16 protein-coding genes are annotated in these 20,897 nt (G+C 62.9%); 9 read left to right on the top strand and 7 right to left on the bottom strand.

Going from position 1 to position 20,897, the window contains the following annotated elements; all coding sequences use genetic code 11:
* Positions 1 to 149: 149 nt before the first annotated feature.
* Positions 150 to 1,391, bottom strand: coding sequence for a UDP-N-acetyl-D-mannosamine dehydrogenase (gene wecC / locus H163_RS0108800; protein WP_019964203.1), 1,242 nt, complete (start codon positions 1,389 to 1,391; stop codon positions 150 to 152).
* Positions 1,375 to 2,502: a non-hydrolyzing UDP-N-acetylglucosamine 2-epimerase gene (gene wecB / locus H163_RS0108795; RefSeq protein ID WP_081625998.1), complete on the bottom strand. Its 1,128-nt coding sequence runs from the start codon at positions 2,500 to 2,502 to the stop codon at positions 1,375 to 1,377. Before wecB ends, wecC begins: the two co-directional genes overlap by 17 nt.
* Before the next feature lie 261 nt (positions 2,503 to 2,763).
* Here wecB and rfbB point away from each other — a divergent pair, with 261 nt between their 5' ends.
* Genes rfbB through rfbC form a run of 4 tightly spaced genes read left to right on the top strand, consistent with a single transcriptional unit; the run spans position 2,764 to position 6,140 of the window.
* Positions 2,764 to 3,819, top strand: a complete 1,056-nt coding sequence (gene rfbB / locus H163_RS0108790) for a dTDP-glucose 4,6-dehydratase (protein ID WP_026355643.1) — start codon at positions 2,764 to 2,766, stop codon at positions 3,817 to 3,819.
* Positions 3,816 to 4,724, top strand: coding sequence for a dTDP-4-dehydrorhamnose reductase (rfbD, locus tag H163_RS22535; protein ID WP_019964200.1), 909 nt, complete (start codon positions 3,816 to 3,818; stop codon positions 4,722 to 4,724). The genes rfbB and rfbD overlap by 4 nt, the downstream gene beginning before the upstream one ends.
* Complete coding sequence (gene rfbA, locus H163_RS0108780) at positions 4,693 to 5,598, top strand: glucose-1-phosphate thymidylyltransferase RfbA (protein ID WP_019964199.1); 906 nt, start codon at positions 4,693 to 4,695, stop codon at positions 5,596 to 5,598. The genes rfbD and rfbA overlap by 32 nt, the downstream gene beginning before the upstream one ends.
* Entirely contained in the window at positions 5,595 to 6,140 is a 546-nt protein-coding gene (rfbC, locus tag H163_RS0108775) for a dTDP-4-dehydrorhamnose 3,5-epimerase (RefSeq protein WP_019964198.1), read from the top strand. The genes rfbA and rfbC overlap by 4 nt, the downstream gene beginning before the upstream one ends.
* A 107-nt stretch (positions 6,141 to 6,247) precedes the next feature.
* On the opposite strand, the gene H163_RS0108770 is transcribed toward rfbC, so the two are convergent.
* Together H163_RS0108770 and H163_RS0108765 are read right to left on the bottom strand one after the other, a co-directional pair.
* A complete protein-coding gene (locus tag H163_RS0108770) occupies positions 6,248 to 8,179 on the bottom strand; it encodes a polysaccharide biosynthesis protein (protein WP_019964197.1) in 1,932 nt (643 codons plus the stop codon).
* Positions 8,180 to 8,322: 143 nt separating this feature from the next.
* A complete protein-coding gene (locus tag H163_RS0108765; RefSeq protein WP_019964196.1) occupies positions 8,323 to 8,796 on the bottom strand; it encodes an Lrp/AsnC family transcriptional regulator in 474 nt (157 codons plus the stop codon).
* A 118-nt stretch (positions 8,797 to 8,914) separates the two neighbouring features.
* Between H163_RS0108765 and H163_RS0108760 the strand changes: the two genes are divergently transcribed.
* From H163_RS0108760 to H163_RS0108740, 5 genes are all read left to right on the top strand, one after another.
* Positions 8,915 to 10,354, top strand: a complete 1,440-nt coding sequence (locus H163_RS0108760; protein WP_019964195.1) for an aminotransferase class V-fold PLP-dependent enzyme — start codon at positions 8,915 to 8,917, stop codon at positions 10,352 to 10,354.
* A 78-nt stretch (positions 10,355 to 10,432) separates the two neighbouring features.
* On the top strand, positions 10,433 to 11,344 hold the full coding sequence (locus H163_RS0108755) for a methylated-DNA--[protein]-cysteine S-methyltransferase (RefSeq protein ID WP_019964194.1): 912 nt from the start codon (positions 10,433 to 10,435) through the stop codon (positions 11,342 to 11,344).
* A gap of 141 nt (positions 11,345 to 11,485) precedes the next feature.
* Positions 11,486 to 13,873, top strand: a complete 2,388-nt coding sequence (locus H163_RS0108750; RefSeq protein ID WP_115336511.1) for a PAS domain-containing hybrid sensor histidine kinase/response regulator — start codon at positions 11,486 to 11,488, stop codon at positions 13,871 to 13,873.
* Positions 13,874 to 14,154: 281 nt separating this feature from the next.
* The gene (gene olsB, locus H163_RS0108745) at positions 14,155 to 15,048 is read left to right on the top strand and encodes a l-ornithine N(alpha)-acyltransferase (RefSeq protein WP_425298539.1); all 894 of its coding nucleotides are present in this window, start codon (positions 14,155 to 14,157) and stop codon (positions 15,046 to 15,048) included.
* A gap of 187 nt (positions 15,049 to 15,235) precedes the next feature.
* Positions 15,236 to 17,422, top strand: coding sequence for a transglycosylase domain-containing protein (locus tag H163_RS0108740; protein ID WP_019964191.1), 2,187 nt, complete (start codon positions 15,236 to 15,238; stop codon positions 17,420 to 17,422).
* Here the strand turns inward: H163_RS0108740 and H163_RS0108735 are convergent, their stop codons facing one another.
* From H163_RS0108735 to phaZ, 3 genes are all read right to left on the bottom strand, one after another.
* Positions 17,423 to 18,160 carry a M48 family metallopeptidase gene (locus H163_RS0108735; RefSeq protein ID WP_019964190.1) on the bottom strand — a complete coding sequence of 246 codons (738 nt, stop codon included), beginning with the start codon at positions 18,158 to 18,160 and terminating at the stop codon, positions 17,423 to 17,425.
* Between the two features lie 279 nt (positions 18,161 to 18,439).
* On the bottom strand, positions 18,440 to 18,853 hold the full coding sequence (locus H163_RS0108730; RefSeq protein WP_026355639.1) for a DUF2852 domain-containing protein: 414 nt from the start codon (positions 18,851 to 18,853) through the stop codon (positions 18,440 to 18,442).
* A 289-nt stretch (positions 18,854 to 19,142) separates the two neighbouring features.
* Positions 19,143 to 20,792 (bottom strand): polyhydroxyalkanoate depolymerase, encoded by a 1,650-nt coding sequence (gene phaZ, locus H163_RS0108725; RefSeq protein WP_019964188.1) that lies wholly within the window; start codon positions 20,790 to 20,792, stop codon positions 19,143 to 19,145.
* Between the last annotated feature and the right edge of the window lie 105 nt (positions 20,793 to 20,897).

Below are 20,897 nucleotides of genomic sequence, written 5' to 3'. Positions count from 1 at the left end.
CGCCCTCTCCGGCAATCCGGATGCGATGCAAGTTGTTTTGAATGCGCCCGGAGGGACGAGAGGGATCCGGATTCATAGCCGGGTCCCTCACTGTCTGGCACCGGCCTGGCGCATGACCCATCGGAACCCCGCCAGGTGTTCTCCCAGTCTTACCGGTACAGGCCAACCGGATCGACAGGCTTGCCCTTTGCGTAGACTTTGCTGCGTTCGGCAAAGAATTCCTTGTGGCCGACGAGAACGCCGATGACGTCCGCTTCGGCCAGGGCCTGATCGAGGCCAAGCAACCGGACGGGCTTGGTTTCATAGGCGGACGGAAGCTTGGTGATGTTCGGCTCGACCACGACGATGTTGGAGAAGCCCTGCTCCAGCAAATGGTCCAGAATTTCCAGAGACGGGCTCTCGCGCAAATCATCGATATCCGGCTTGTAGGAGAGGCCGAGCAGGGCGATGACGGCTGACGGCTTTGCTGCAGCGGCGGCAATCCTCTCCGCAACCAGCCGCGTTTTGGCGTGGTTCGTCTCGCGCGCCATGCGCATGATGCGGGCGGTCTTCGGCGCCTGATCAATGATGAACCAGGGGTCGACGGCAATGCAGTGCCCGCCCACGCCGGCGCCAGGCTGCAGGATATTCACGCGCGGATGAAGGTTGGCGGCGCGGATCACAGACCAGACGTCGATGTCGAGCTCGTCGCAGATCATCGACAGTTCATTGGCGAAGGCAATGTTCACGTCGCGGAAGGCATTCTCGGTAAGCTTCGACATCTCCGCGGCGCGGGCATGCGCCACGATCATCTCGCCCTTGACGAAGAACCGGTAGAGCTCCAGAGCCCTGTTCGAGCTGCGCTGATCCAGACCGCCGAGAACGCGGGCGTTGTTGACCAGTTCCTCAAGCGTAGCTCCCGGAAGAATACGCTCGGGGCAATAGGCCATCAAAACATCGGCCTCTTCCGGAGCCTGATGCGGGAACACCAGATCGGGACGCGCCTGCGCAAGAAGCCGGGAAGCACGTTCGGTCGTACCCACCGTCGAGGTGGATTCGATGATGACGATGTCGCCCTTCTTCAGCACGGGCGCGATCGAGGCGCAGGCACTGTCGACGAGCGTCATGTTCGGCGTCATGTCTGCGTTGACCGGGGTCGGCACGGCAATGACAAAGGCGTCTGATTCAGCGGGCTTTGTAGCAGCCTGCAGGCGCTTGGCCACCACCATGTCGTGAACAAGGATGTCGAGGTCGCGCTCGTAAATGTGGATGCGGCCATCATTGATGGTACGCACCACCTCCTCGTTCACATCGACGCCAAGAACCTCCAGCCCGGAGCGTGCAAACGTCGCTGCTGTCGGCAAACCAACATAGCCAAGACCGATAACGGCGACCTTACGAAGCGGATGCATTTTTCAGAATATCCTCTGCGATCTGAAGGGAGGCAGTGCCATCACCAAATGGATTATGTACACGCGCCATGGCGCTGTAGGCTGCCTCATCAAGCAGCAATTTCCGGGTTTCTGTGACGATGCGCTCTGCGTTTGCACCGACCAGGCGTGCAACACCTGCGTCAATGGCCTCGCGGCGCTCACTGGTCTCGCGCATGATGAGAACAGGGGTGCCGAATGACGGGGCTTCTTCCTGAATGCCGCCGGAATCGGTCAGAATCAGATCGCTTTTGTCCATCAGATAGATGAACTCGTCATAAGCAAGCGGCTCCAGCAAACGGACATTCGAGGCAGGGCCCAGGATGCGGTTGACGGGTTCGCGCACATTCGGGTTCAGGTGCACGGGATAGACCACCTCGGCATCGGTCGTATCGGCGATTTCCCGGATTGCGAGGCAGATCTCTTCGAAGCCCTTGCCGAAGCTCTCGCGGCGGTGGCCGGTCACGAGCAGGAGCTTCTTGTCCGGATTGATCCAGTCAAACACTCCGGCCATCTTGTTGCGCAGGGCGTCTTCCGTGTGCAGGCGGTTGCGCATGAACAGCAGCGCATCCACGACCGGATTGCCCGTTTCGAGGATATCTGCGGGCGGCACCCCTTCCCGGAGCAGATTGTCCGTCGCAAGCTTCGTCGGCGTGTAATGGCGCTTTGCCATGAGGCCGATGATCCTGCGGTTGGCCTCTTCAGGCCAGGGCTGCTTCATGTCGCCGGTCCGCAGGCCTGCTTCGACATGCCCGACCGGGACGTGGCGGTAAAACGCGGCAAGCGCCCCCACCATCGCCGTGGTCGTGTCGCCCTGCACCAGAACCATGTCCGGCTTATGCTCTTCAAAGACAGGTTGCAGCGCCATCATGAGATCAGCCGTCAGCCCCTCAAGGGTCTGGCCGGGCTTCATGACGTTCAGGTCAATGTCAGGCGTGATGCCGAAAACTTCCATGACCGAAAGGGCCATGGCGCGGTGCTGACCGGTGAAACACACGATGGGATGAAGTCCTGGCGTCTTTTTGAGAGCGGAAATCACCGGCGCCATCTTGATGGCCTCTGGGCGAGTTCCAAATAAAACAAGTACGCGCACGCCTTCACTCCTGTCTGCCGCTGCAAGCAGCCCTTCAACGGGCAGGTTGTCAATGACAACAGGGCGCACGCTTGTCAACTTCACATCACGCCGCGAGCCACTTTCGGTGGCAGGATTCCATGGGTTCAGGCCTGAGCGCGGGTAGGGCTTGGCCTGCCCCTGCCCCTGCTATATAGCTTCAGTCTGGAGAATGAGACATTTCATGCGCCTTCGTACAGCGTCAAAGTGCGTGTTGAAATCCTGACTTATGAGTATTTGGTCATGACAATTCTGGTAACTGGCGGCGCAGGCTTCATTGGAGCCAATTTCATTCTGGACTGGTTGAAGCAAGAGGGCGAGCCCGTCGTCAATCTGGACAAGCTGACCTATGCGGGTAATCTCGACAATCTCTCTTCGCTGGGGGCGGACAATCGCCATCACTTCGTCAAGGGTGACATTGAAGATCAATCCCTGATTGCAGATCTTCTGCAGCGGCACGAAGTCCGGGCCATCCTCAACTTTGCCGCGGAAAGTCATGTGGACAGGTCCATCAGCGGCCCGGGGGCTTTTGTGCAGACCAATATGGTCGGAACGTTCCGTGTGCTGGAGGCGGCACGCCACTATTGGCAATCGCTGACCGGCGCGGCGCGTGATAGCTTCAGATTCCTGCATGTTTCGACCGACGAGGTTTATGGTTCGCTGGAACCGGAGGATGCTCCCTTCTCCGAGACGCATCCCTACCATCCCAATAGCCCTTATGCGGCAAGCAAGGCGTCATCGGACCATCTTGTGCGGGCATATGGCACGACCTACGGCATGCCCGTACTTGTGACGAATTGTTCAAACAACTACGGGCCGTTCCAGTTTCCCGAGAAGCTCATTCCTCTGGTCATTCACAATGCCCTCAATGGCAAGGAGCTGCCCATCTACGGTGATGGTGCGCAGGTCCGCGACTGGCTTTATGTGGGGGATCATTGCTCTGCACTGCGTCTCGTTCTCGCAAACGGCCGGCTTGGCGAGACCTACAACATCGGGGGCCGTAACGAGCGCAAGAACATTGATGTCGTGCGCGCAATCTGTGCGACGCTCGATGAATGGCGCCCGCGCTCCAGCGGCAGCTATGACAGCCAGATCGCCTTCGTCCGCGACCGGCCCGGCCACGACCGCCGGTACAGCATCGATGCAACAAAACTTGAAAATGAGCTCGGCTGGCGCGCCGGGGAGAATTTTGACAGCGGGCTGCGCAAGACCATCCGCTGGTACCTAGATAATCCCGAATGGGTTGAGCGTGTCACCAGTGGCGCATACCGCAACTGGATCGCTGAGCAATACGCATGAAAGTTCTCCTGTTTGGCAAGAACGGGCAGGTTGGTGCCGCTATCAGCCGCGCTCTTCCATCCGGCTGGCATCTGACCGGCCTTGACCGTCATGAGGCTCCGCTGAATGATCTTGAGCGGATCGGCAGAGTTATCGACGAGGTTAGGCCGGACATCATCATCAATGCTGCCGCCTACACAGCGGTGGACAAGGCTGAGACGGAGCCAGAGCTGGCAGGCATCATCAACCGTGATGCACCGGGGATAATGGCAGCGAAGGCGCGGGAAACCGGCGCATGGCTCATCCATTACTCGACGGATTATGTGTATGATGGCCGCAAGGCTTCAGCCTATGTCGAGAGCGACCCCACCAATCCGCTCAGCGTCTATGGCCGGACAAAGCTCGAGGGCGATCTGGCGATCGCGGCGTCCGGCTGCAGCCATCTGATTTTCCGCGTGTCGTGGGTCTACGCTTCAGGCCATCGCAATTTTCCGCAGGCAATTCTGAATCTTGCGCGCGAACGCGAGAGCCTGAACGTTGTGGGGGATCAGACTGGTGCACCGACGGATGCGGCTTTTATCGCGGAGGTGACTGTCAAAGCCCTTCAGCGGCTGGCCGAAGCCCCTGACGCGAGACAGCTGGCCGGCCTCTATCATCTGTCCCCGTCCGGCGAGACCAATCGCGCAGAACTCGCGCGGTTCATCGTGAATGAGGCATGGGCTGCCGGAGGCGGGCTTGCCTTGCGGGCTGAAGACATCCGTGCCATTGCGACGGCTGACTATCCACAGCCAGCTGCACGTCCTCTCAATTCCAGGCTCGATGCCAGCCGCCTTGCGGATGCGTTCCATGTGGACGCGCCGGACTGGCGCGAGGCCATGCGGGACTGGACGGTCAATGCTATCGGAGGAAGCGAACGTGACGCGTAAAGGTATCATTCTTGCCGGTGGCTCAGGCACACGCCTGTGGCCGGCGACCATCGCAGTGTCCAAGCAGCTGCTGGCGATCTACGACAAGCCAATGATCTACTATCCGCTCTCCACGCTCATGCTGGCGGGCATAAGGGACATTCTCGTCATCTCGACGCCGCAGGATACACCGCGTTTCGAACAGCTTCTGGGTGACGGTTCACGCTGGGGAATCTCGATCCAATATGCGGTGCAGCCCAGCCCGGACGGGCTCGCTCAGGCATTCCTGATCGGCGAAGAGTTCATCGATGGCGCACCTGTGACGCTCATCCTCGGCGACAACGTTTATTTTGGTCATGACCTGCCTGTTCTGCTGAAACAGGCTGGCAGCCGCGACGATGGCGCAACGGTCTTTGCCTACCATGTGCAGGACCCTGAACGTTACGGTGTTGCGGAGTTCGATGAGGCTGGAACAGTTCTGTCCATCGAGGAAAAGCCGGCAAAGCCAAAGTCCAACTTTGCTGTCACCGGGCTCTATTTTTATGACAGCAATGTCGTTGACTATGCCAAGTCGCTTGAGCCCTCTCCTCGCGGGGAGCTCGAGATCACCGATCTGAACCGTATCTACCTGGAGAAGAACACCCTCAAGGTTGAGCTGATGGGCCGGGGTTATGCCTGGCTTGATACCGGCACTCACGACGCCATGCTGGAAGCAAACCAGTTCATTGCCACGATCGAGCACCGTCAGGGCCTCAAGGTGGCATGTCCGGAGGAAATCGCGTGGCGCAGTGGCTGGATCGGCGATGATGACATGCTCGCGCTTGCCGAAGCTCTTGGAAAGAGCGGCTACGGCCAGTATCTCAAGCGCATTCTTGGCGAGAGGGGCAGGCCGTGAAGTACGAACGCCTTGCAATTCCTGACGTGGTTCTCTTCGAACCCCGGACCTTTGCAGATGACCGTGGGCTTTTCTTCGAGAGTTTCAGCCAGCGGGTATTTGACACGGTCACGGGCGGCGGTGTGACGTTTGTGCAGGATAATCACTCTGTGTCCCGGAAAAACGTCGTCAGAGGCCTGCACTATCAGCTGCCTCCTCATGCCCAAGGCAAGCTTGTGCGCGTCGTCAGCGGCGCTGCCTACGATGTCGCTGTCGACCTGCGAAAGAGCTCTCCGACATTTGGCAAATGGGTAGGAGCGCTGCTCTCCGCTGAAAACCGGAACCAGCTCTGGTTGCCTGCCGGCTTCGCGCATGGCTTCGCCGCACTCGAAGAGGGCACGGAGTTTCTTTACAAGACGACTGCGTTCTATGATCAGGCAAGCGAGCGGTCTATCCGGTGGGACGACGCGGACATCGGCATAGACTGGCCCATTGATGGCGAGGCTGTCGTGAGCAGCAAGGACCGCGAAGCCAAGAGCTTCAGGGCTGCCGATTACTTCTGATCCGTCCCACGGGCAGCGTTTGCGCCCGTACCCGTAAAATCAGCACGGCGGTGTGTTGCCGCCGTGCGGGACACGGTCACTGGTTCTCAACCGGCAATGATGCTGTGTCACGCGATGCGCTTTGTCCCGGCGCTCTGCTCGACATGAATCCAGTCAACAATCCTGCTTGAGCTGACGTAACCAGACACAAGGTCGCTCATCAGAGTCCGGATGGCTGCGACGTCATTTCTTCGGACAACCTGGTCCAGCTCGGCCAGCTTCGCCTCAAGCTCGGGCCAGGGCAGAAAATCGTCACGGGCCTTCATGATGCGCGGGTGAGATGTCCTTGCCGGATTGTCGCCGATCAGCAGCTCTTCGTAGAGCTTCTCGGCCGGACGAAGACCGGTGATATGGATCTCGATATCGCCATCCTCATTCTCTTCGTCCTTCACGGTAAGACCGGAAAGCTCGATCATTTTCCGGGCAAGATCAATGATACGAACGGGTTCCCCCATGTCGAGCACAAAGACATCACCGCCGGACGACATGGCGCCCGCCTGAAGCACGAGCTGAGCCGCCTCCGGCACGGTCATGAAGTAACGGGTGATTTCCGGATGCGTGAGCGTGAGGGGGCCGCCGTCACGGATCTGCTGGCGGAATTTCGGCACCACTGAGCCGGATGAACCCAGCACGTTGCCGAACCTGACCATGGAGTAAGTGGTTGTGCTGCAGGACTGAGCAAAGGCCTGCAGAACCATTTCCGCCAGCCGCTTGCTCGCACCCATGATATTCGTGGGGCGCACGGCCTTGTCGGTGCTGATCAGCACGAAATCGGAAACACCTGCCTCCTGCGCCGCCTTTGCGACACACAGCGTGCCGAACACATTATTACGGATGCCCTCCGAGGGATTGTGCTCTACCAGCGGCACATGTTTGTAGGCGGCTGCGTGATAGACGGTCTCGGGAGAGAAGGACTTCATGATCTGCTGCATGCGCAGGGGATCAGCAACGGAAGCCAGAAGTGGGGTCACCTCGATCCCTGTGTCGCGGTACTTCTGCTCCAGCTCCTGATGAACATTATAGAGCGCGAACTCGCTCTGCTCGACGAGCAGCAGCCGCGCTGGGCCTGCTGTCATGATCTGACGGCAAAGCTCGCTGCCGATCGATCCGCCTGCCCCTGTCACCAGAACCGTTTTGCCTGCGATGTTCTTGGCCAGCAGAACCGGATCCGGCGAGATTGGCTCCCGTCCGAGAAGATCGTCGATGTCCAGATCCTGAAGATCCGAGATGGCAACACGGCCCCGCGCCAGATCGGCAACGCTCGGCAAGGTGCGCACAGCCACACCCCGGCCGCGCAGACGGCTGATGATCTCGTTCCGGCGGGCGCGGGCAAGATTGGGGACAGCGAGCAGCACATGAGCGATATCATGTGTTTCCACGAGGCTTTCGAGGCTGTCGGGCGAATGGACCGGCAAGCCGTTGAGAAGCTTGCGGTGCAGCATCGGGTCGTCATCAAGAAAACCGATGACCTTCATCTCGGGACTGTTTGTCAGGGCAAGTGCCAGCTGATGGCCAAGACGGCTTGCCCCGTAGATCAGAACCTTGGGCCGGCTCGACAGGCGCAGGATGCTGTTGTAGTGGCCGCCAAGCCAGAACCGTGCGAGAAGCCGTGAGCCGCCAATGAAAATGCAGAGCAGCAAAGGCTGGATGATACCAACCGTGCGCGGAACATTCGGCAGACTGACCGCTGTGAAAAGCGCCGCATAGAGAATGCCGTAGATGCCAATGGCACGCGTCACGGCCATCAGTGCAGGCAGGCCGCTGTAACGGAAGATGGCACGGTAGAGCCCGGTTACCACAAAAATGGGCAGGGCCAGCCCCACGGAGGCAACGGCAGCCCACAAGGCATTGCCGGTCAAAGGCACAAAGTCTCCCAGCCGCAGGAAGAAGGCGAGCCAAACTGTAAGCACGCAAATCCCGGCATCGGCCAGAAGTGCAATGATGCGCTTGGCGCCGCGGGGCAGCGCAAGAATTGGTCCTACGATCTGATCCATCTGCATCAATGACATTCTAGCTGCTCAATGAACATTCAAAGCTTCCAAAAGCTGCCGATATCACGTCAGCATAACAGCGTACAGTGAAATAGGTATGCACAACTTTTGATATTCAGCACAACGTGCAATGCCCGAGGCGGTCAAACTCCTCACCGGTCCTTCGTCTCCCGCACAGGCAGGGGGCGTTGCTCTTCGATGGCTTCCATGGCGAAGTAGGACGTGACGCTGTCGAGTTCGACGCCGGAGATCAGGCGGCGGTAGACGGCGTCGTAGCTGGCCATGTCGCGGGTGACGACTTTCAGCATGTAGTCATAGTCGCCGCCGATGCGGAAGAAGTCGATGACTTCCGGGATCTGCACCACGTGGCTGCGGAAGACCTCCAGCCATTCGGCGGAATGATGCCGCGTGCGGATCATCACGAAGACGACAAGATCCAGGCCCAGCCGGGTGCGGTCAAGCTGCACCGTCTGGCCGGTGATCACGCCGTCCTTCTTCAGCGCCTGAATGCGGTTCCAGCAGGCGTTGGGCGACAGATGGACCTTCTCCGACAACTCGCGCTGGGTCAGGCTGCCATCCTCCTGCAGCGCCTTCAGGATGGCCTTGTTGAACTGATCAATCATCATGCGCCTTTGTCGAACAGTTTCATCGCTATGATGCGCAATGATGTGAAATGTGGGAACATATCTCAAGCCTGATCGCATAATTTTCGATGCATCAGTCTTTTTCCATTGGAACCATCCCATGCCGATGAGCCTTGAAGCCTTCCAGAGCAGCCTGCGCACCTCCCGCACCGCCGAGGCGCTCAGCGCCGGGCTGATCGGCGAGGGCGCGGAGATCGAGGGCGCTTTCGGGCCGCGCAGGATCACCTATGCGGATTACACCGCCTCGGGCCGGGCGCTGCGCCAGGTGGAGGAGTTCATCCTCACCGAAGTTCTGCCCTATTATGCCAACAGTCATACGGAAGCGTCCTATTGCGGGGCGCGGATGACCACGCTGCGCCGCGAGGCGCGGGCACAGATCGCGCGCAGCACCGGTGCGGATGAAAGTTATACGGTCATCTTCACCGGTTCCGGCGCCACGGCCGGCATCAACCGGGCGCTCAGCCTGTTCGGCTTTGGCGGGGCAGGGCAGGAAGGTGGCCGCCCGGCGGTTCTCATCGGCCCCTATGAGCATCATTCCAACATCCTGCCCTGGCGCGAGAGCGGCGCGGAGGTAGTTGAAATCCCCGAAGCGCCGCAGGGCGGGCCGGATATGGATCAGCTGGAGGCCGAGCTTCTGCGCCTCAAGGACCGGCCACTGGTGCTGGGCGCTTTCTCTGCCGCCTCCAATGTCACCGGCATTCTGACGGATGTGGATGCGGTGACCCGCCTGCTGAAGCGCCATGGCGCGCTCGCCCTCTGGGACTATGCGGGCGGCGGTCCCTACCTGCCCATTGCCATGGCGCCTGAGGCGGACTGCGCCAAGGATGCGGTGGTGGTGTCGCCGCACAAGTTCCCCGGCGGGCCTGGGGCATCCGGCATCCTGATCATCCGCAATGCGGCGGTGCGCGCCAATAAGCCCACATGGCCGGGCGGCGGCACGGTGTCCTTCGTCTCGCCCTGGGGGCATGACTATTCGGCTTCGCTGGCCGCGCGCGAGGAAGCGGGCACGCCGAATGTGCTGGGCGATATCCGCGCGGGCCTCGCCTTTGCGGTGAAGGATGCGGTGGGCTGCGATTTCATCCTTGCCCGTGACAAGGCGCTGGCCCGCATGGCCTTCGCCGCCTGGGACGGGCATCCCGCCTTGCGCATTCTGGCGGCGGATCAGCGGGACCGGCTGCCCATCTTCGCCTTTCAGGTGGAAGACGGCCACGGCGCTCTGGTGCATCCGCAGCTGTTCACCCGCATGCTGTCCGATTTTCACGGCATCCAGGCCCGTGGCGGCTGCGCCTGCGCCGGGCCCTATGCGCACCGGCTGCTGGGCATCTCTCAGGCGCGCTCGGAAGGCCTGCGCGCCTCGATCCAGGCGGGGGACGAGATCGAGAAGCCCGGCTGGACGCGGCTCAACTTCAGCTATCTGATGAGCGATGAAACCGCCCGTTTCATCCACCAGTCGGTCGCGGACCTGGCGGCAGAAGCGGGGGAGCGGGCAAAGCTCTATGTGGCCGACACGCGCACGGCCCGTTTCCGCAAGGCGGGCTGAGGGCTCGCTTATCGGGTGGCGCGGCCGCAGGGCCGGGGTTAGGGTCAGGATCTGACAATCACCGGACCTGCCGTTGCCATGACCCAGCTTTTCGACCTGAACCTTGCCGGACGCGAGGCGGCCGCCGTTCCCGAAACGGGGGAGGCGGCCGCGCGTGACTATGCCATCGTCCGCCAGACGCTGGAGCGCATTTCCGATACCTGGCGGGACCAGCCGGCGCTGGAAGACCTTGCCCGCGAGGCCGGGCTGCAGCCGATCCAGCTGCAGCGGGTGTTCTCGCGCTGGGCCGGGCTGACGCCCAAGCAATTCCTGCAGGCGATCACGCTGGATCATGCCCGCGAGCTTCTGCGCGATGCAGCCAGCATTCTGGAGACCTCCTATGAGGTGGGGCTGTCCGGGCCGGGGCGGCTGCATGATCTCTTCGTCACCCACGAAGCGATGACGCCGGGCGACTACCGCAACCGTGGAGCGGGCCTCACCATCCGCTACGGCTTTCATCCCTGCCCTTTCGGCCAGGTGCTGATCATGGCAACCGACCGGGGCCTTGCCGGTCTCGCTTTCGCCGATGAGGGCGAGGAAGCCACGGCCTTTGCCGACATGTCCGGCCGCTGGCCTGCGGCCGTCTTCGTGGAGGATGACGTGGCAACAGCGCCCTATGCGGCGCGGGTGTTCGATCCGGCCAGCTGGTCTGAGGAAACGCCGCTCAAGGTCATTTTCATCGGTAGCGATTTTGAAATCCGCGTCTGGCGCACGCTGCTGAAGATCCCCATGGGCAAGGCGACCACCTATTCCGACATTGCCCGCAGCCTCGGCAAACCCAGCGCGGCGCGGGCGGTGGGCTCGGCCGTGGGCCGCAACCCGATTTCCTTTGTGGTGCCCTGCCACCGGGTGCTGGGACGCACCGGCGGGCTTTGCGGCTATCACTGGGGCCTGACGCGCAAACGCGCCATCCTCGGCTGGGAAGCCGGGATCACCAGCATGGGAGGCTGACCTGTACAAACCGGAAAAGCCTAAAATTCGAAAGGCTTTTTCAAGGGATTGGACTGCAAGCTTGTTTCCGGCTGTGCCCGCAGAACCTTGTCGGGCCTTCATCAGGATCAGGCCTGCCGCGCAGGCCGCTGGGGACAGGGCATGCGACCGCAATCTGCAGACGGAAACGGCAGCAAGGCTGAAGCGGAAACGGGCCTTAAGGCACAGCAGCCGGACGGCCCGGAGGGGCAGAAGCGCCCGCAAAGTCCGAAAGACGCAAAGCGTCCGCCGAAGGGCAAGGCCGGTCAGCCCGGATCTGCGCCGGATGAGCCCGGTTTACTGACCCGCGCCGGGCGCCGGTTCGGTCACGAACGGGTTCTCACATTGGCCGCCGGTATCGGCATTCTGGCGCTGATTGCTGCCTTTTTGCTGCTCGGCGGCGGGCCTCACGAGCGGCTTCTGGCGCTGGTTCTCGGTTTTGCCGCAGGCGGGCTTGCCATCGCCTGTGTCATTCATGATGACCGCCACCGCCTGCAGACCGCACTCGGCACCGCAGCAGTGGAGACCCACCGGTTGAACCAGCGCATCGAAGAGCTGGAGGATGCCGCCTGGGAGCTGCGCGAATCCGACGAGCGCCATGCCAGCATTCTCCATGCGCTGGGCGATGTGGTCATCCGCCGCGACATGGAAGAAAACGTCATCTATGCCAATCCGGCGGCCGGAAGCCTGTTCTGGCCGGAACAGAGCCCGCGTCCCGGCGAAAAGCTGGAGCTGCCGCTGGCGGATACGCCGCAGGACCTGCTCAGCGCCGAAGCCACCGGCGTCTTTGGGGACATCCTGCTCGACACCCGCGAAGGCCCGCGCTGGTTCTCCCGCATCGACGTGACCGTGCGCGAAGGGCCGCGCGGAACGCCGGTGCTGCAGACCGTGCTGCGTGACGTCACCGCGCGGCGCAAGATGGAAGAGGAGCTTCTGGCCGCCCGCCAGAATGCGGAAAGCGCCAGCGAGGCCAAGTCCCGCTTTCTGGCCACCGTCAGCCACGAGGTGCGCACGCCGCTCAACGGCATTCTGGGCATGGCGGCGCTCCTGTCGGATACGCATCTCACCCATGAGCAGAGAGCCTATGTGCGGGCGCTGGAAACCTCCGGCGAAACGCTGCTGCTGCTGATCGACGAGCTGCTGGACTTTTCCCGCGCCGAAGCCGGCAAACTGACGATCCAGCCGGGACCGGTGGACCTCGAAAGCCTTGCCGAACATGTGGTGGAGCTGCTGGCGCCGCGTGCCCATGCCAAGGGGCTGGAGATCGGCTTCACCGCCGACCCGGCAATTCCCCGTATCGTCACGGCCGATGCCAACCGGCTGCGGCAGATCCTGTTCAATCTGGCCGGAAACGGCATCAAGTTCACCGAAGAGGGCGGCGTCCTCATCAGCCTTGCCATCACGCCGCAGGGCAGCGGCAGCCTGCTGACGCTGGAAGTGCGGGACACCGGCATTGGCTTCTCGGCAGCCGATGCCGAACGGCTGTTCGGCGAGTTCGAGCAGGTGGACCATGGCCCTGCCCGCCGCTACGGCGGCACGGGGCTTGGTCTTGCCATCGTCCGCCGCCTCGTGGGGCTGATGGAAGGCACGGTCGAGGCACTGGCCGAGGAGGGCAAGGGCGCCGTCTTCCGCATCTGTTTGCCGCTGCCCGAAGCTCCCGATGCTGCCGGTCATGCCGGTCTTGAATGCCTGACAGGCCGGCGCGTTGTGATCGTGTCACAGGGCGTGATCGAGGGTGAAGCGCTGGCGCTGCAGTTCATCACCCATGGCGCCAGGGCGCAGCTTGTGCAGCCGGGGGACGACACGCTGGCCGACGCCCTGCCCCATGCGGATCTCGTGCTGCTGGAACATGGCGCGGTGGCCGATGGCGCGGGCTGGCTGGCCACGGCCCGGGCAGCGGGCTGCGCCGCGCCGGCCATTGTTCTCGTGACCCCGCCGGAGCGGGACCGGCTGGACCGGCTGCGCGAGGCGGGCTTCTCCGCCTATCTGGTGCGGCCCGTGCGCGGGCGCACGCTCCGGCGCATCATTGCCAGCCTCATGGGCGAAGGCGGTGAAACGCTCGCCTGGGAAGCGGCCGTAGACCTGCCGCCCGAGCGCATTCCCGGCGCGCCGCACCGGCTTGCCCCGGCCCGGCCGCTGCGGCTGCTGCTGGCGGAGGATAACGATATCAACCGCCTTCTGGGCGAAGCGCTGCTGCGCAAGCTCGGCCATGAGGTGACGGTGGTGCCCGATGGTCTGGAAGCCTGGCGTGCGGCCAGCGAACAGAGTTTCGATGCCATCCTGATGGACCTGCACATGCCGGGGCTCGACGGGCTGGATGCCATGGCGCAGATCCGCGAGATCGAAACCGCCCGCGGGCGCCCGCATGTGCCGGTGCTGGTCGTCACGGCGGACGTGATGCCGGCTGCCCGCGACCGGGCAAGGGCGAGCGGTGTCGCCGGTTTCCTCACAAAACCGCTTTCCCGCGAAGCCGTTGAAGAGGCATTGGAAAATCTGCCCTCCCGGACATAGTGCCGCTCCCGGATTGTTACCATAACGAAATATTGTGAACGCTGGCCGTTGTCATGCTAGTGTTGGAAAACTATGGTCTACGGCAAGATCAGGATTTCGCCGGTTAAAGGGATGAGAATCACTGCAACGGCGCAGCAACCTGACAGGACAAACGAGGCCTGCGGCACCGGTTTCGCAGGGCCCCCGGTGGGAAACAACCGAGGCAGATAGGGGACCGAATCTCGATGATGCGGCCAGGTCTATTTTCTCCGCGCAAGCTTGTGCAGAAGTTCGTGCCCATGATGGGTGAGCAGGGCATTTCCGCGCGTTTCTTTCCCGGCTTTGCGAAGCCCTTGCATGGTGAAACAGGTCCTGCCGGTGATGTTTCCCTTGGCCGCGTGGGCTCGCTGGAGGTGCGCCTCGCCCGCACCGCGCGTGAGGTGAAGAAGGCGCAGCGCCTGCGCTATCACGTCTTCTACGAGGAAATGTCAGCCATCGCCGATGCGCAGACCCTCGCTGCCCGCCGCGACATGGATGCCTTTGACGCCATCTGCGATCACCTTCTGGTCGTTGACCATGCCTCGATGAAGCGCAACAAGCTGGGACGCCTGCAGCCGCAGATCGTCGGCACCTACCGCCTGCTGCGCCAGGACGTGGCCGAGGCAAACGGCGGCTTCTACACCGCCAGCGAATATGACATCCAGCCGCTGGTCGATGCCAATCCGGGCCTGCGCTTTCTGGAACTGGGCCGCTCCTGCGTGCTCAAGCCCTACCGCAACAAGCGCACGGTCGAGCTGCTGTGGCACGGCATCTGGGCCTATGTGATCCGCCACCGCATCGACGTGATGATTGGCTGTGCCTCCATCGAGGGCACGGATCCGGACCGGATCGCCAGCCAGCTTTCCTTCCTGCACCACCACGCCCGTGCGCCGGAGCCCTGGCGCGTGCGCGCCGTGCCGGAGCGCTATGTCGAGATGAACCGCGTTGCCCGCGAAGAGCTGAACGACAAGGCCACCTTGCGTGAACTGCCGCCGCTGGTGAAGGGCTACCTGCGCCTCGGCGCCTATATCGGTGACGGGGCTGTGGTCGACTACCAGTTCGGCACCACCGACGTTCTCATCGTCATGCCCGTGACGCAGCTGAACGAGCGCTACGTGAATCATTACGGTGCGGACGCCTCACGCTACTCAAGCTGAGCCGCCTAAAGAGTTGCCGTCAAAGCCAGGAACCGCTGCCTCTCCGGGGTGGCGGTTTTTGCTTGCGGGGCTCCGCCTCCATGCCTCAGCCGGCACCCAAGGCTTAACGCCGCCTTAAACCAGCCGATCTAGTTTGATGCAGAATGCCTGTGTTCCCCGCGCAGGCCCGCAGAGTGACGAGAGGCTCATGGCACGCCGCCCGGCAGGCAGCAATCGGATTGAACCGGCGTTTGGCCCTGCCAGCGGCGATCTTTACGATGTGCGCCCGGGAACCGGAGACGTTTCGGCAGAGCGCCCGGCCAGGCGGCCCCGGCGGCCGCGTGCCGATGACGCAGATGATGCCCCCGCCCCCCGCCGCAAGCGGCCCGCAAAGGCAGGCGGCAAGGGCAAGGCCAAAAAGAAAACCCGGCGCAGCCGCGCCCGCTCGTCCAATCCGCTGTTCTGGCTGATCCGCAAGCTGTTCTACTGGGGCTTCGTCCTGTCCATCTGGGGCGGCATCGCCGCCACCGGTGTGGTCGTCTATTACGCGGCCCATCTGCCGCCCACTTCCGAGTGGAAGGTTCCGGCCCGCCCGCCCAATGTGAAGATCGTTGCCACCACCGGGGAGCTTCTGGCCAACCGGGGCGACACGGGCGGCGAGGCCGTGCGGCTGGAGCAGCTTCCGGCCTATCTGCCGCAGGCGGTGATTGCCATCGAGGACCGGCGGTTCGAGGACCATTTCGGGCTGGACCCGATCGGTCTGGTCCGCGCCTTCACGGTCAACTTTACCTCCGGCAATCTGGTGCAGGGCGGCTCGACGCTGACCCAGCAGCTGGCCAAGAACCTGTTCCTCGAGCCTGACCGCACCCTGAAGCGCAAGGTGCAGGAAGTGGTGCTGGCGCTGTGGCTGGAAGCCAAATACTCCAAGGACGAGATCCTTGAGATGTATCTCAACCGCGTCTATCTGGGGGCAGGCGCTTATGGGGTGGATGCAGCCGCGCGGCGCTATTTCGGCAAATCGGCGCGGCTGGTCACCCTGCAGGAAGCCGCCGTTCTGGCGGGCCTGCTGAAGGCGCCCAGCCGCTATGCCCCCACGCGCAATCCCGAGCTGGCTTTTGAACGCTCCAAGGTGGTTCTGGCTGCCATGCGCGATGCCGGGTTCATTGATGCGGCGACCGCCCGGACGGCCATGACCGAGCCGGCCCATGTGGTCAGCGACCGCAACACCGCCAGCGCCAATTATGTGGCCGACTGGGTGATGGACCTGCTGCCGCAGTTTGCCGGATCCATCGACAGTGACATCATCGTCGACACCACCATTGATCCGGTGATGCAGCAAGCAGCGGAATCGGCGCTGGTGACTGCGCTGAATGCCCAAGGACGTGAATTGGGGGTCTCGCAGGGTGCCGTCGTCATCATGGACACGGCAGGGGCCGTACGGGCCATGGTGGGTGGCCGGGACTATCAGAAGAGCCAGTTCAACCGTGCCACCAACGCCCGCCGCCAGCCAGGCTCCGCCTTCAAGCCCTTCGTCTATCTGGCGGCGCTTGAAAGCGGCATGACGCCGGACACGATCCGCCGGGATGAACCGTTCTCCCTCAAGGGCTGGCGGCCGCAGAACTACACCAAACAGTATTACGGCGATGTCACGCTGACCGACGCGCTGGCCATGTCCCTCAACACGGTGGCTGCGCGGCTGGCGGTGGAAACGGGTCCGGCAAAGGTGGTGAAGGTGGCGCAGAAGCTGGGCATCCGCTCGCAACTGGCGGCCAATCCTTCGCTGGCGCTGGGCACATCGGAGGTGACGCCGCTGGAGATCACGGCCGCCTATGTGCCTTTCTCCAATGGCGGCTACGGGGTTGTGCCGCATGTCATCCGCCGCATCCGCACGGTGGAGGGCCGCACGCTCTATGCCCGGCAGGGAGATGGAACGGGCAAGGTGATCGACACGCTGCGCCTTGCCCAGATGAACCACATGATGGCGCAGACGCTGGTGACCGGCACGGGCAAGAAGGCGATGCTCGCAGACCAGCGCCCGGCAGGCGGCAAAACGGGCACCAGCCAGGATTTCCGCGACGCCTGGTTCATCGGCTATACCGGCAACCTGACGGCCACCGTCTGGCTCGGCAACGATGACAACAGCCCGACGAAAAAGGCGACGGGCGGATCGCTGCCGGCGGAAATCTGGAAGGGGGCGATGGACAAGGCGCATGCCGGTCTGCCCGTTGCGGGCTTGCCCGGTGTTGCCGAACAGCTGCCGCAGAATTACGGCCCTGTGCCCACCGACAATGCCCCCATTCCCCCGGCGGACGTGGGAGCCGATGGCCGTGTCATCCCGCCGCCGCCCTCGGAAGGCGGGCCGCTCGGCTTCATCGGAAGGCTGTTTGGTGGCTGATTAGCCGAAGAGATGCAGCTTGCCGCCCTCGTCCTTCAGCCACTGGCGGGCCTTGGGCGTGTGCGGGGCAAGCTGGCGGCAGAGCGCCCAGAACCTGTCCGAATGGTTCATTTCCCGCAGGTGTGCCACCTCGTGGGCCGCGACATAATCCAGGATTTCCGGTGGAGCGAGGATCAGCCGCCAGGAGAAGGACAGCCGCCCGTTGGACGCGCAGGAGCCCCAGCGGCTGCGGGTGTCGCGCAGGGAAATGGCAGTGGCCTTCACCCTAAGCGCTGCCGTATGGCGGGCAACAGCTGCCTCGATATCCGCCCGCGCCTGCCGCTTCAGCCAGTCAGCCACCTTGCGGCCCGTATGTTCGGGCGCGCCGGGCACGCTGAGCACCGGATGGCCCTCACCGTCCGTGCCGGTTGCCACCAGCCCGCGCAGGCGGCCGGAAGGCTCGATCCGGTGCAGGACGCCCCGGACAGGGACAACCGATCCGGCGGCAAAGGGGGTCGTCTGCGGCAAGGCCGCCAGCTTTTCCTCCAGCCAGCCCGCATGTTTTTCGGCAAAGCGCTGGGCGGTGGACAGAGAACCGCCCTTGGGGATGGTCAGCACCGGGCCGGACTGGTCATGCGGCAGGCGCAGCAGATAGCGCCGCGCGCGCGGATCAGGCCGCAGGCGCACGGCAATCTCGCCGCCACTCAGCGGCAGCACGATATGGTCCGGAAAAACAGGCCGCCGCAGCCGTGAGAACATTCCGCTTCCCTGCAAGGCCCGCAGACAGGCGCTGCGGGAGGTGATTCGACCGTATCAGAGGGTATCTGGTTTTGCAGGCGGGGGGAGTGGCTTGCAGCGCATTCACCCTCACCTTGTCATCCCCGCGCAGGCGGGGATCCAGTAGCCAAGGCGTCAGCCATCACCTACTGGAATCCGATACCAAGGCACTGAGGCTCACTCGTTCCGTCTTGGTATAAACGGCGAAAGCGGCGCAAGGTGCGCCGCTTCCCGCGTGGTGTGCCATACCGGACCGGCCGGTCAGGCAGGGCCAGTGGTGCCCGAGTTGTGGCCACGGGCGGACATGAAGCGGTCGAATTCTTCCTGATCCTTGGCCCGGCGCAGTTCGCGCAGGAAAGTATCGAATTCGGCGCGCATGGTATCGAGCTTGGCACGCTCTTCTTCCAGGCGCTTCAGCTCGCGCTCCCGGTAGTCGTCAAAGGCCACATTGCCGGTCCGGCCAAAGCTTCCCGTGTTCATGTTGTTCACCGCGCTCTTGATCGGGCTTCTGTTCCACTGGTCACGCGCGTCCTGAAACAGTGTCTGGAAGCGGTCACCCCAAAGAATATAGGCAAGCATTGCCAGCCCAAGCGGCCAGAACAACACGAACCCAAGCACCATCAGCGCGATGCTTGCCCCGTTCCAGCCAGGCCTCAACACAGTGTTCCCAGTCATCGTCATCCCCTTTCGGATTTCAACAGACAAAAACGTGGGGACGGCTGCCCGGCCTTTCAAGAACACCATGAAGTCCCGCGCCGGTTACACGGCGGCGCAGGTTGCCTGCGGAATTTGACGCAGAGGCAGAAGAGGTTCTTGAATCAAAGGCTTGGACGGAAGGTTCGTGGGTCACCAGCCCTGGCAGCAGACATGAAAAAACCCGGCCCCGCCCTGATTGCGCGCCGTGAGGCGGGCGTTTCAGGAGGCAGGGCCGGGTCAGATCTTTGATCTGGTATCAGGCCGTGTCTCAGGCGACCGTTTCAGCCAGCTTGCGGGCCTGTTCGATCCAGTTGTCACGGGCCATGCGGCCGCGGAAGTCCAGACGGTCGTCCAGCGCCTCAATCTGCGCATCCGTCAGGCCTGCGATCTGCCAGAAGTGGAAGATGCCCGCTTCATTCAGGGCCTTTTCCAGCTTGGGGCCAACGCCGGTGATGGCCTTGAGATTGTCGGCAACGCCCTGCGGCTTGGCCAGCAGGATCTCGGCCAGCGGATCGGCCTTCGCAGCCACGGCAGCCTTCGGCTCAGGCTTGGCAGCGGCGGCGGCTGCCTCCGCTTTGGGCGCCGGCGCCGGTGCGGCTTCGGCCTTGGGTGCTTCGGCCGCCGGCTTTTTCGCCTCGGCCGGAGCGGCCGGCTTGGCGGCAGCAGCCTTCTTCAGGCGGTCGCGGTTGGCCTGGGAATGGGTCAGGATGAAGTCGATCATGCGCGGGGCAATCTCGGCGCGGAAGCGCGAGCCGTTGAACACGCCGTAATGGCCCACATTCGGCTGCTCGTAATGCACCTTCATGTCGTCCGGCAGGCTGGTGCAGAGCGTATGCGCAGCACGGGTCTGGCCACGGCCGGTGATGTCGTCCTTCTCGCCCTCGATGGTCAGCAGCGCGGTGTTGCGGATGGCGCCGCAATCCACCAGCGTGTCGCCGTGCTTCATCTTGCCCAGCGGCAGGGAGTGCTCGATGAACACGGTCTCCACCGTCTGCAGATAGAACTCGGCCGTCAGGTCCATCACCGCCAGATATTCGTCGTAGAATTCGCGGTGCTTCTCGGCACTGTCACCGTCACCCTTGACGAGATGCTTGAAGAAGTCGCGGTGGGCGATGAGGTGCCGGTCGAGGTTCATGCTCATGAAGCCCGAAAGCTGCAGGAAGCCCGGATAGACGTAGCGCATCATGCCCGGATGCGGGAACGGCACCTGCATGATGACGTTGCGCTTGAACCAGTTGATGCCCTTGGACATGGCCAGATCATTGACGGCAGTCGGTGCGACGCGCGTGTCGATCGGCCCGCCCATCAGTGTCATGGTCGAGGGTGCATAGGGGTCGTTGCGCGCTTCCATCACGGCGACAGCCGCCAGCACCGGCACCGACGGCTGGCACACGGCGACGACATGGGTGTCCGGCCCGAGGAAATGCAGCATGGAGATGACGTAATCGATGTAGTCATCCAGATCGAACTTGCCGTCCGAGAGCGGCACCATGCGGGCGTCGATCCAGTCGGTGATGTAGACATCGGCGTGCGGCAGCATGGCCTCCACCGTGCCGCGCAGCAGCGTGGCATAGTGGCCGGACATGGGCGCCACGATCAGGATCTTCGGGTCATTGCGGCGCTGGGGGGTGCCCCGCTCGAAATGCAAGAGGTCGCAGAAGGGGCGGCGCCAGACCACGCGCTCGCTCACCGGCACCTTCATGCCGCCGATGGTGGTTTCCGGCAGACCGAATTCCGGCTTGCCATAGCGCCGCGTCGTGCGCTCCAGCACTTCGCAGGCCGCCGCAACCTGACGGCCAAGCTGCGTGTGGCTCATCGGGTTGAACGGGTTCTGGAAATAGAGCCGTGTTGCGTCCGCTGCGGCACGCACCGGGCCCATGGCGGCATGGTTGATCTCGTAGAGATGATAGAAGGGCAACACTTCTGATCCTTCGTCGCTGGCCCGGCGAACACGCGCTGTCTTTGCCGCGTGTATCAAGCCCGGCTTCTGGCATTGCAGCAGAATAGGCCCATATTGCCCTCT

It is taken from the genome of Pannonibacter phragmitetus DSM 14782, assembly GCF_000382365.1.
In the GTDB taxonomy this organism is placed as follows: Bacteria; Pseudomonadota; Alphaproteobacteria; order Rhizobiales; family Stappiaceae; genus Pannonibacter; species Pannonibacter phragmitetus.
Note: the sequence above shows the minus strand (reverse complement) of the source record. Positions and strands in the feature narration are given on the sequence as shown.

Excerpts from the sequence above, each read along its gene's own strand:
- wecC (WP_019964203.1), bottom strand. The coding sequence starts at position 1,391 with ATGCATCCGCTTCGTAAGGTCGCCGTTATCGGTCTTGGCTATGTTGGT.
- rfbB (WP_026355643.1), top strand. The coding sequence starts at position 2,764 with ATGACAATTCTGGTAACTGGCGGCGCAGGCTTCATTGGAGCCAATTTC.
- rfbD (WP_019964200.1), top strand. The coding sequence starts at position 3,816 with ATGAAAGTTCTCCTGTTTGGCAAGAACGGGCAGGTTGGTGCCGCTATC.
- rfbA (WP_019964199.1), top strand. The coding sequence starts at position 4,693 with ATGCTATCGGAGGAAGCGAACGTGACGCGTAAAGGTATCATTCTTGCC.
- H163_RS0108770 (WP_019964197.1), bottom strand. The coding sequence starts at position 8,179 with ATGCAGATGGATCAGATCGTAGGACCAATTCTTGCGCTGCCCCGCGGC.
- H163_RS0108765 (WP_019964196.1), bottom strand. The coding sequence starts at position 8,796 with ATGATGATTGATCAGTTCAACAAGGCCATCCTGAAGGCGCTGCAGGAG.
- H163_RS0108760 (WP_019964195.1), top strand. The coding sequence starts at position 8,915 with ATGCCGATGAGCCTTGAAGCCTTCCAGAGCAGCCTGCGCACCTCCCGC.
- H163_RS0108755 (WP_019964194.1), top strand. The coding sequence starts at position 10,433 with ATGACCCAGCTTTTCGACCTGAACCTTGCCGGACGCGAGGCGGCCGCC.
- H163_RS0108750 (WP_115336511.1), top strand. The coding sequence starts at position 11,486 with ATGCGACCGCAATCTGCAGACGGAAACGGCAGCAAGGCTGAAGCGGAA.
- olsB (WP_425298539.1), top strand. The coding sequence starts at position 14,155 with ATGGGTGAGCAGGGCATTTCCGCGCGTTTCTTTCCCGGCTTTGCGAAG.
- H163_RS0108740 (WP_019964191.1), top strand. The coding sequence starts at position 15,236 with ATGGCACGCCGCCCGGCAGGCAGCAATCGGATTGAACCGGCGTTTGGC.
- H163_RS0108735 (WP_019964190.1), bottom strand. The coding sequence starts at position 18,160 with ATGTTCTCACGGCTGCGGCGGCCTGTTTTTCCGGACCATATCGTGCTG.
- H163_RS0108730 (WP_026355639.1), bottom strand. The coding sequence starts at position 18,853 with ATGACTGGGAACACTGTGTTGAGGCCTGGCTGGAACGGGGCAAGCATC.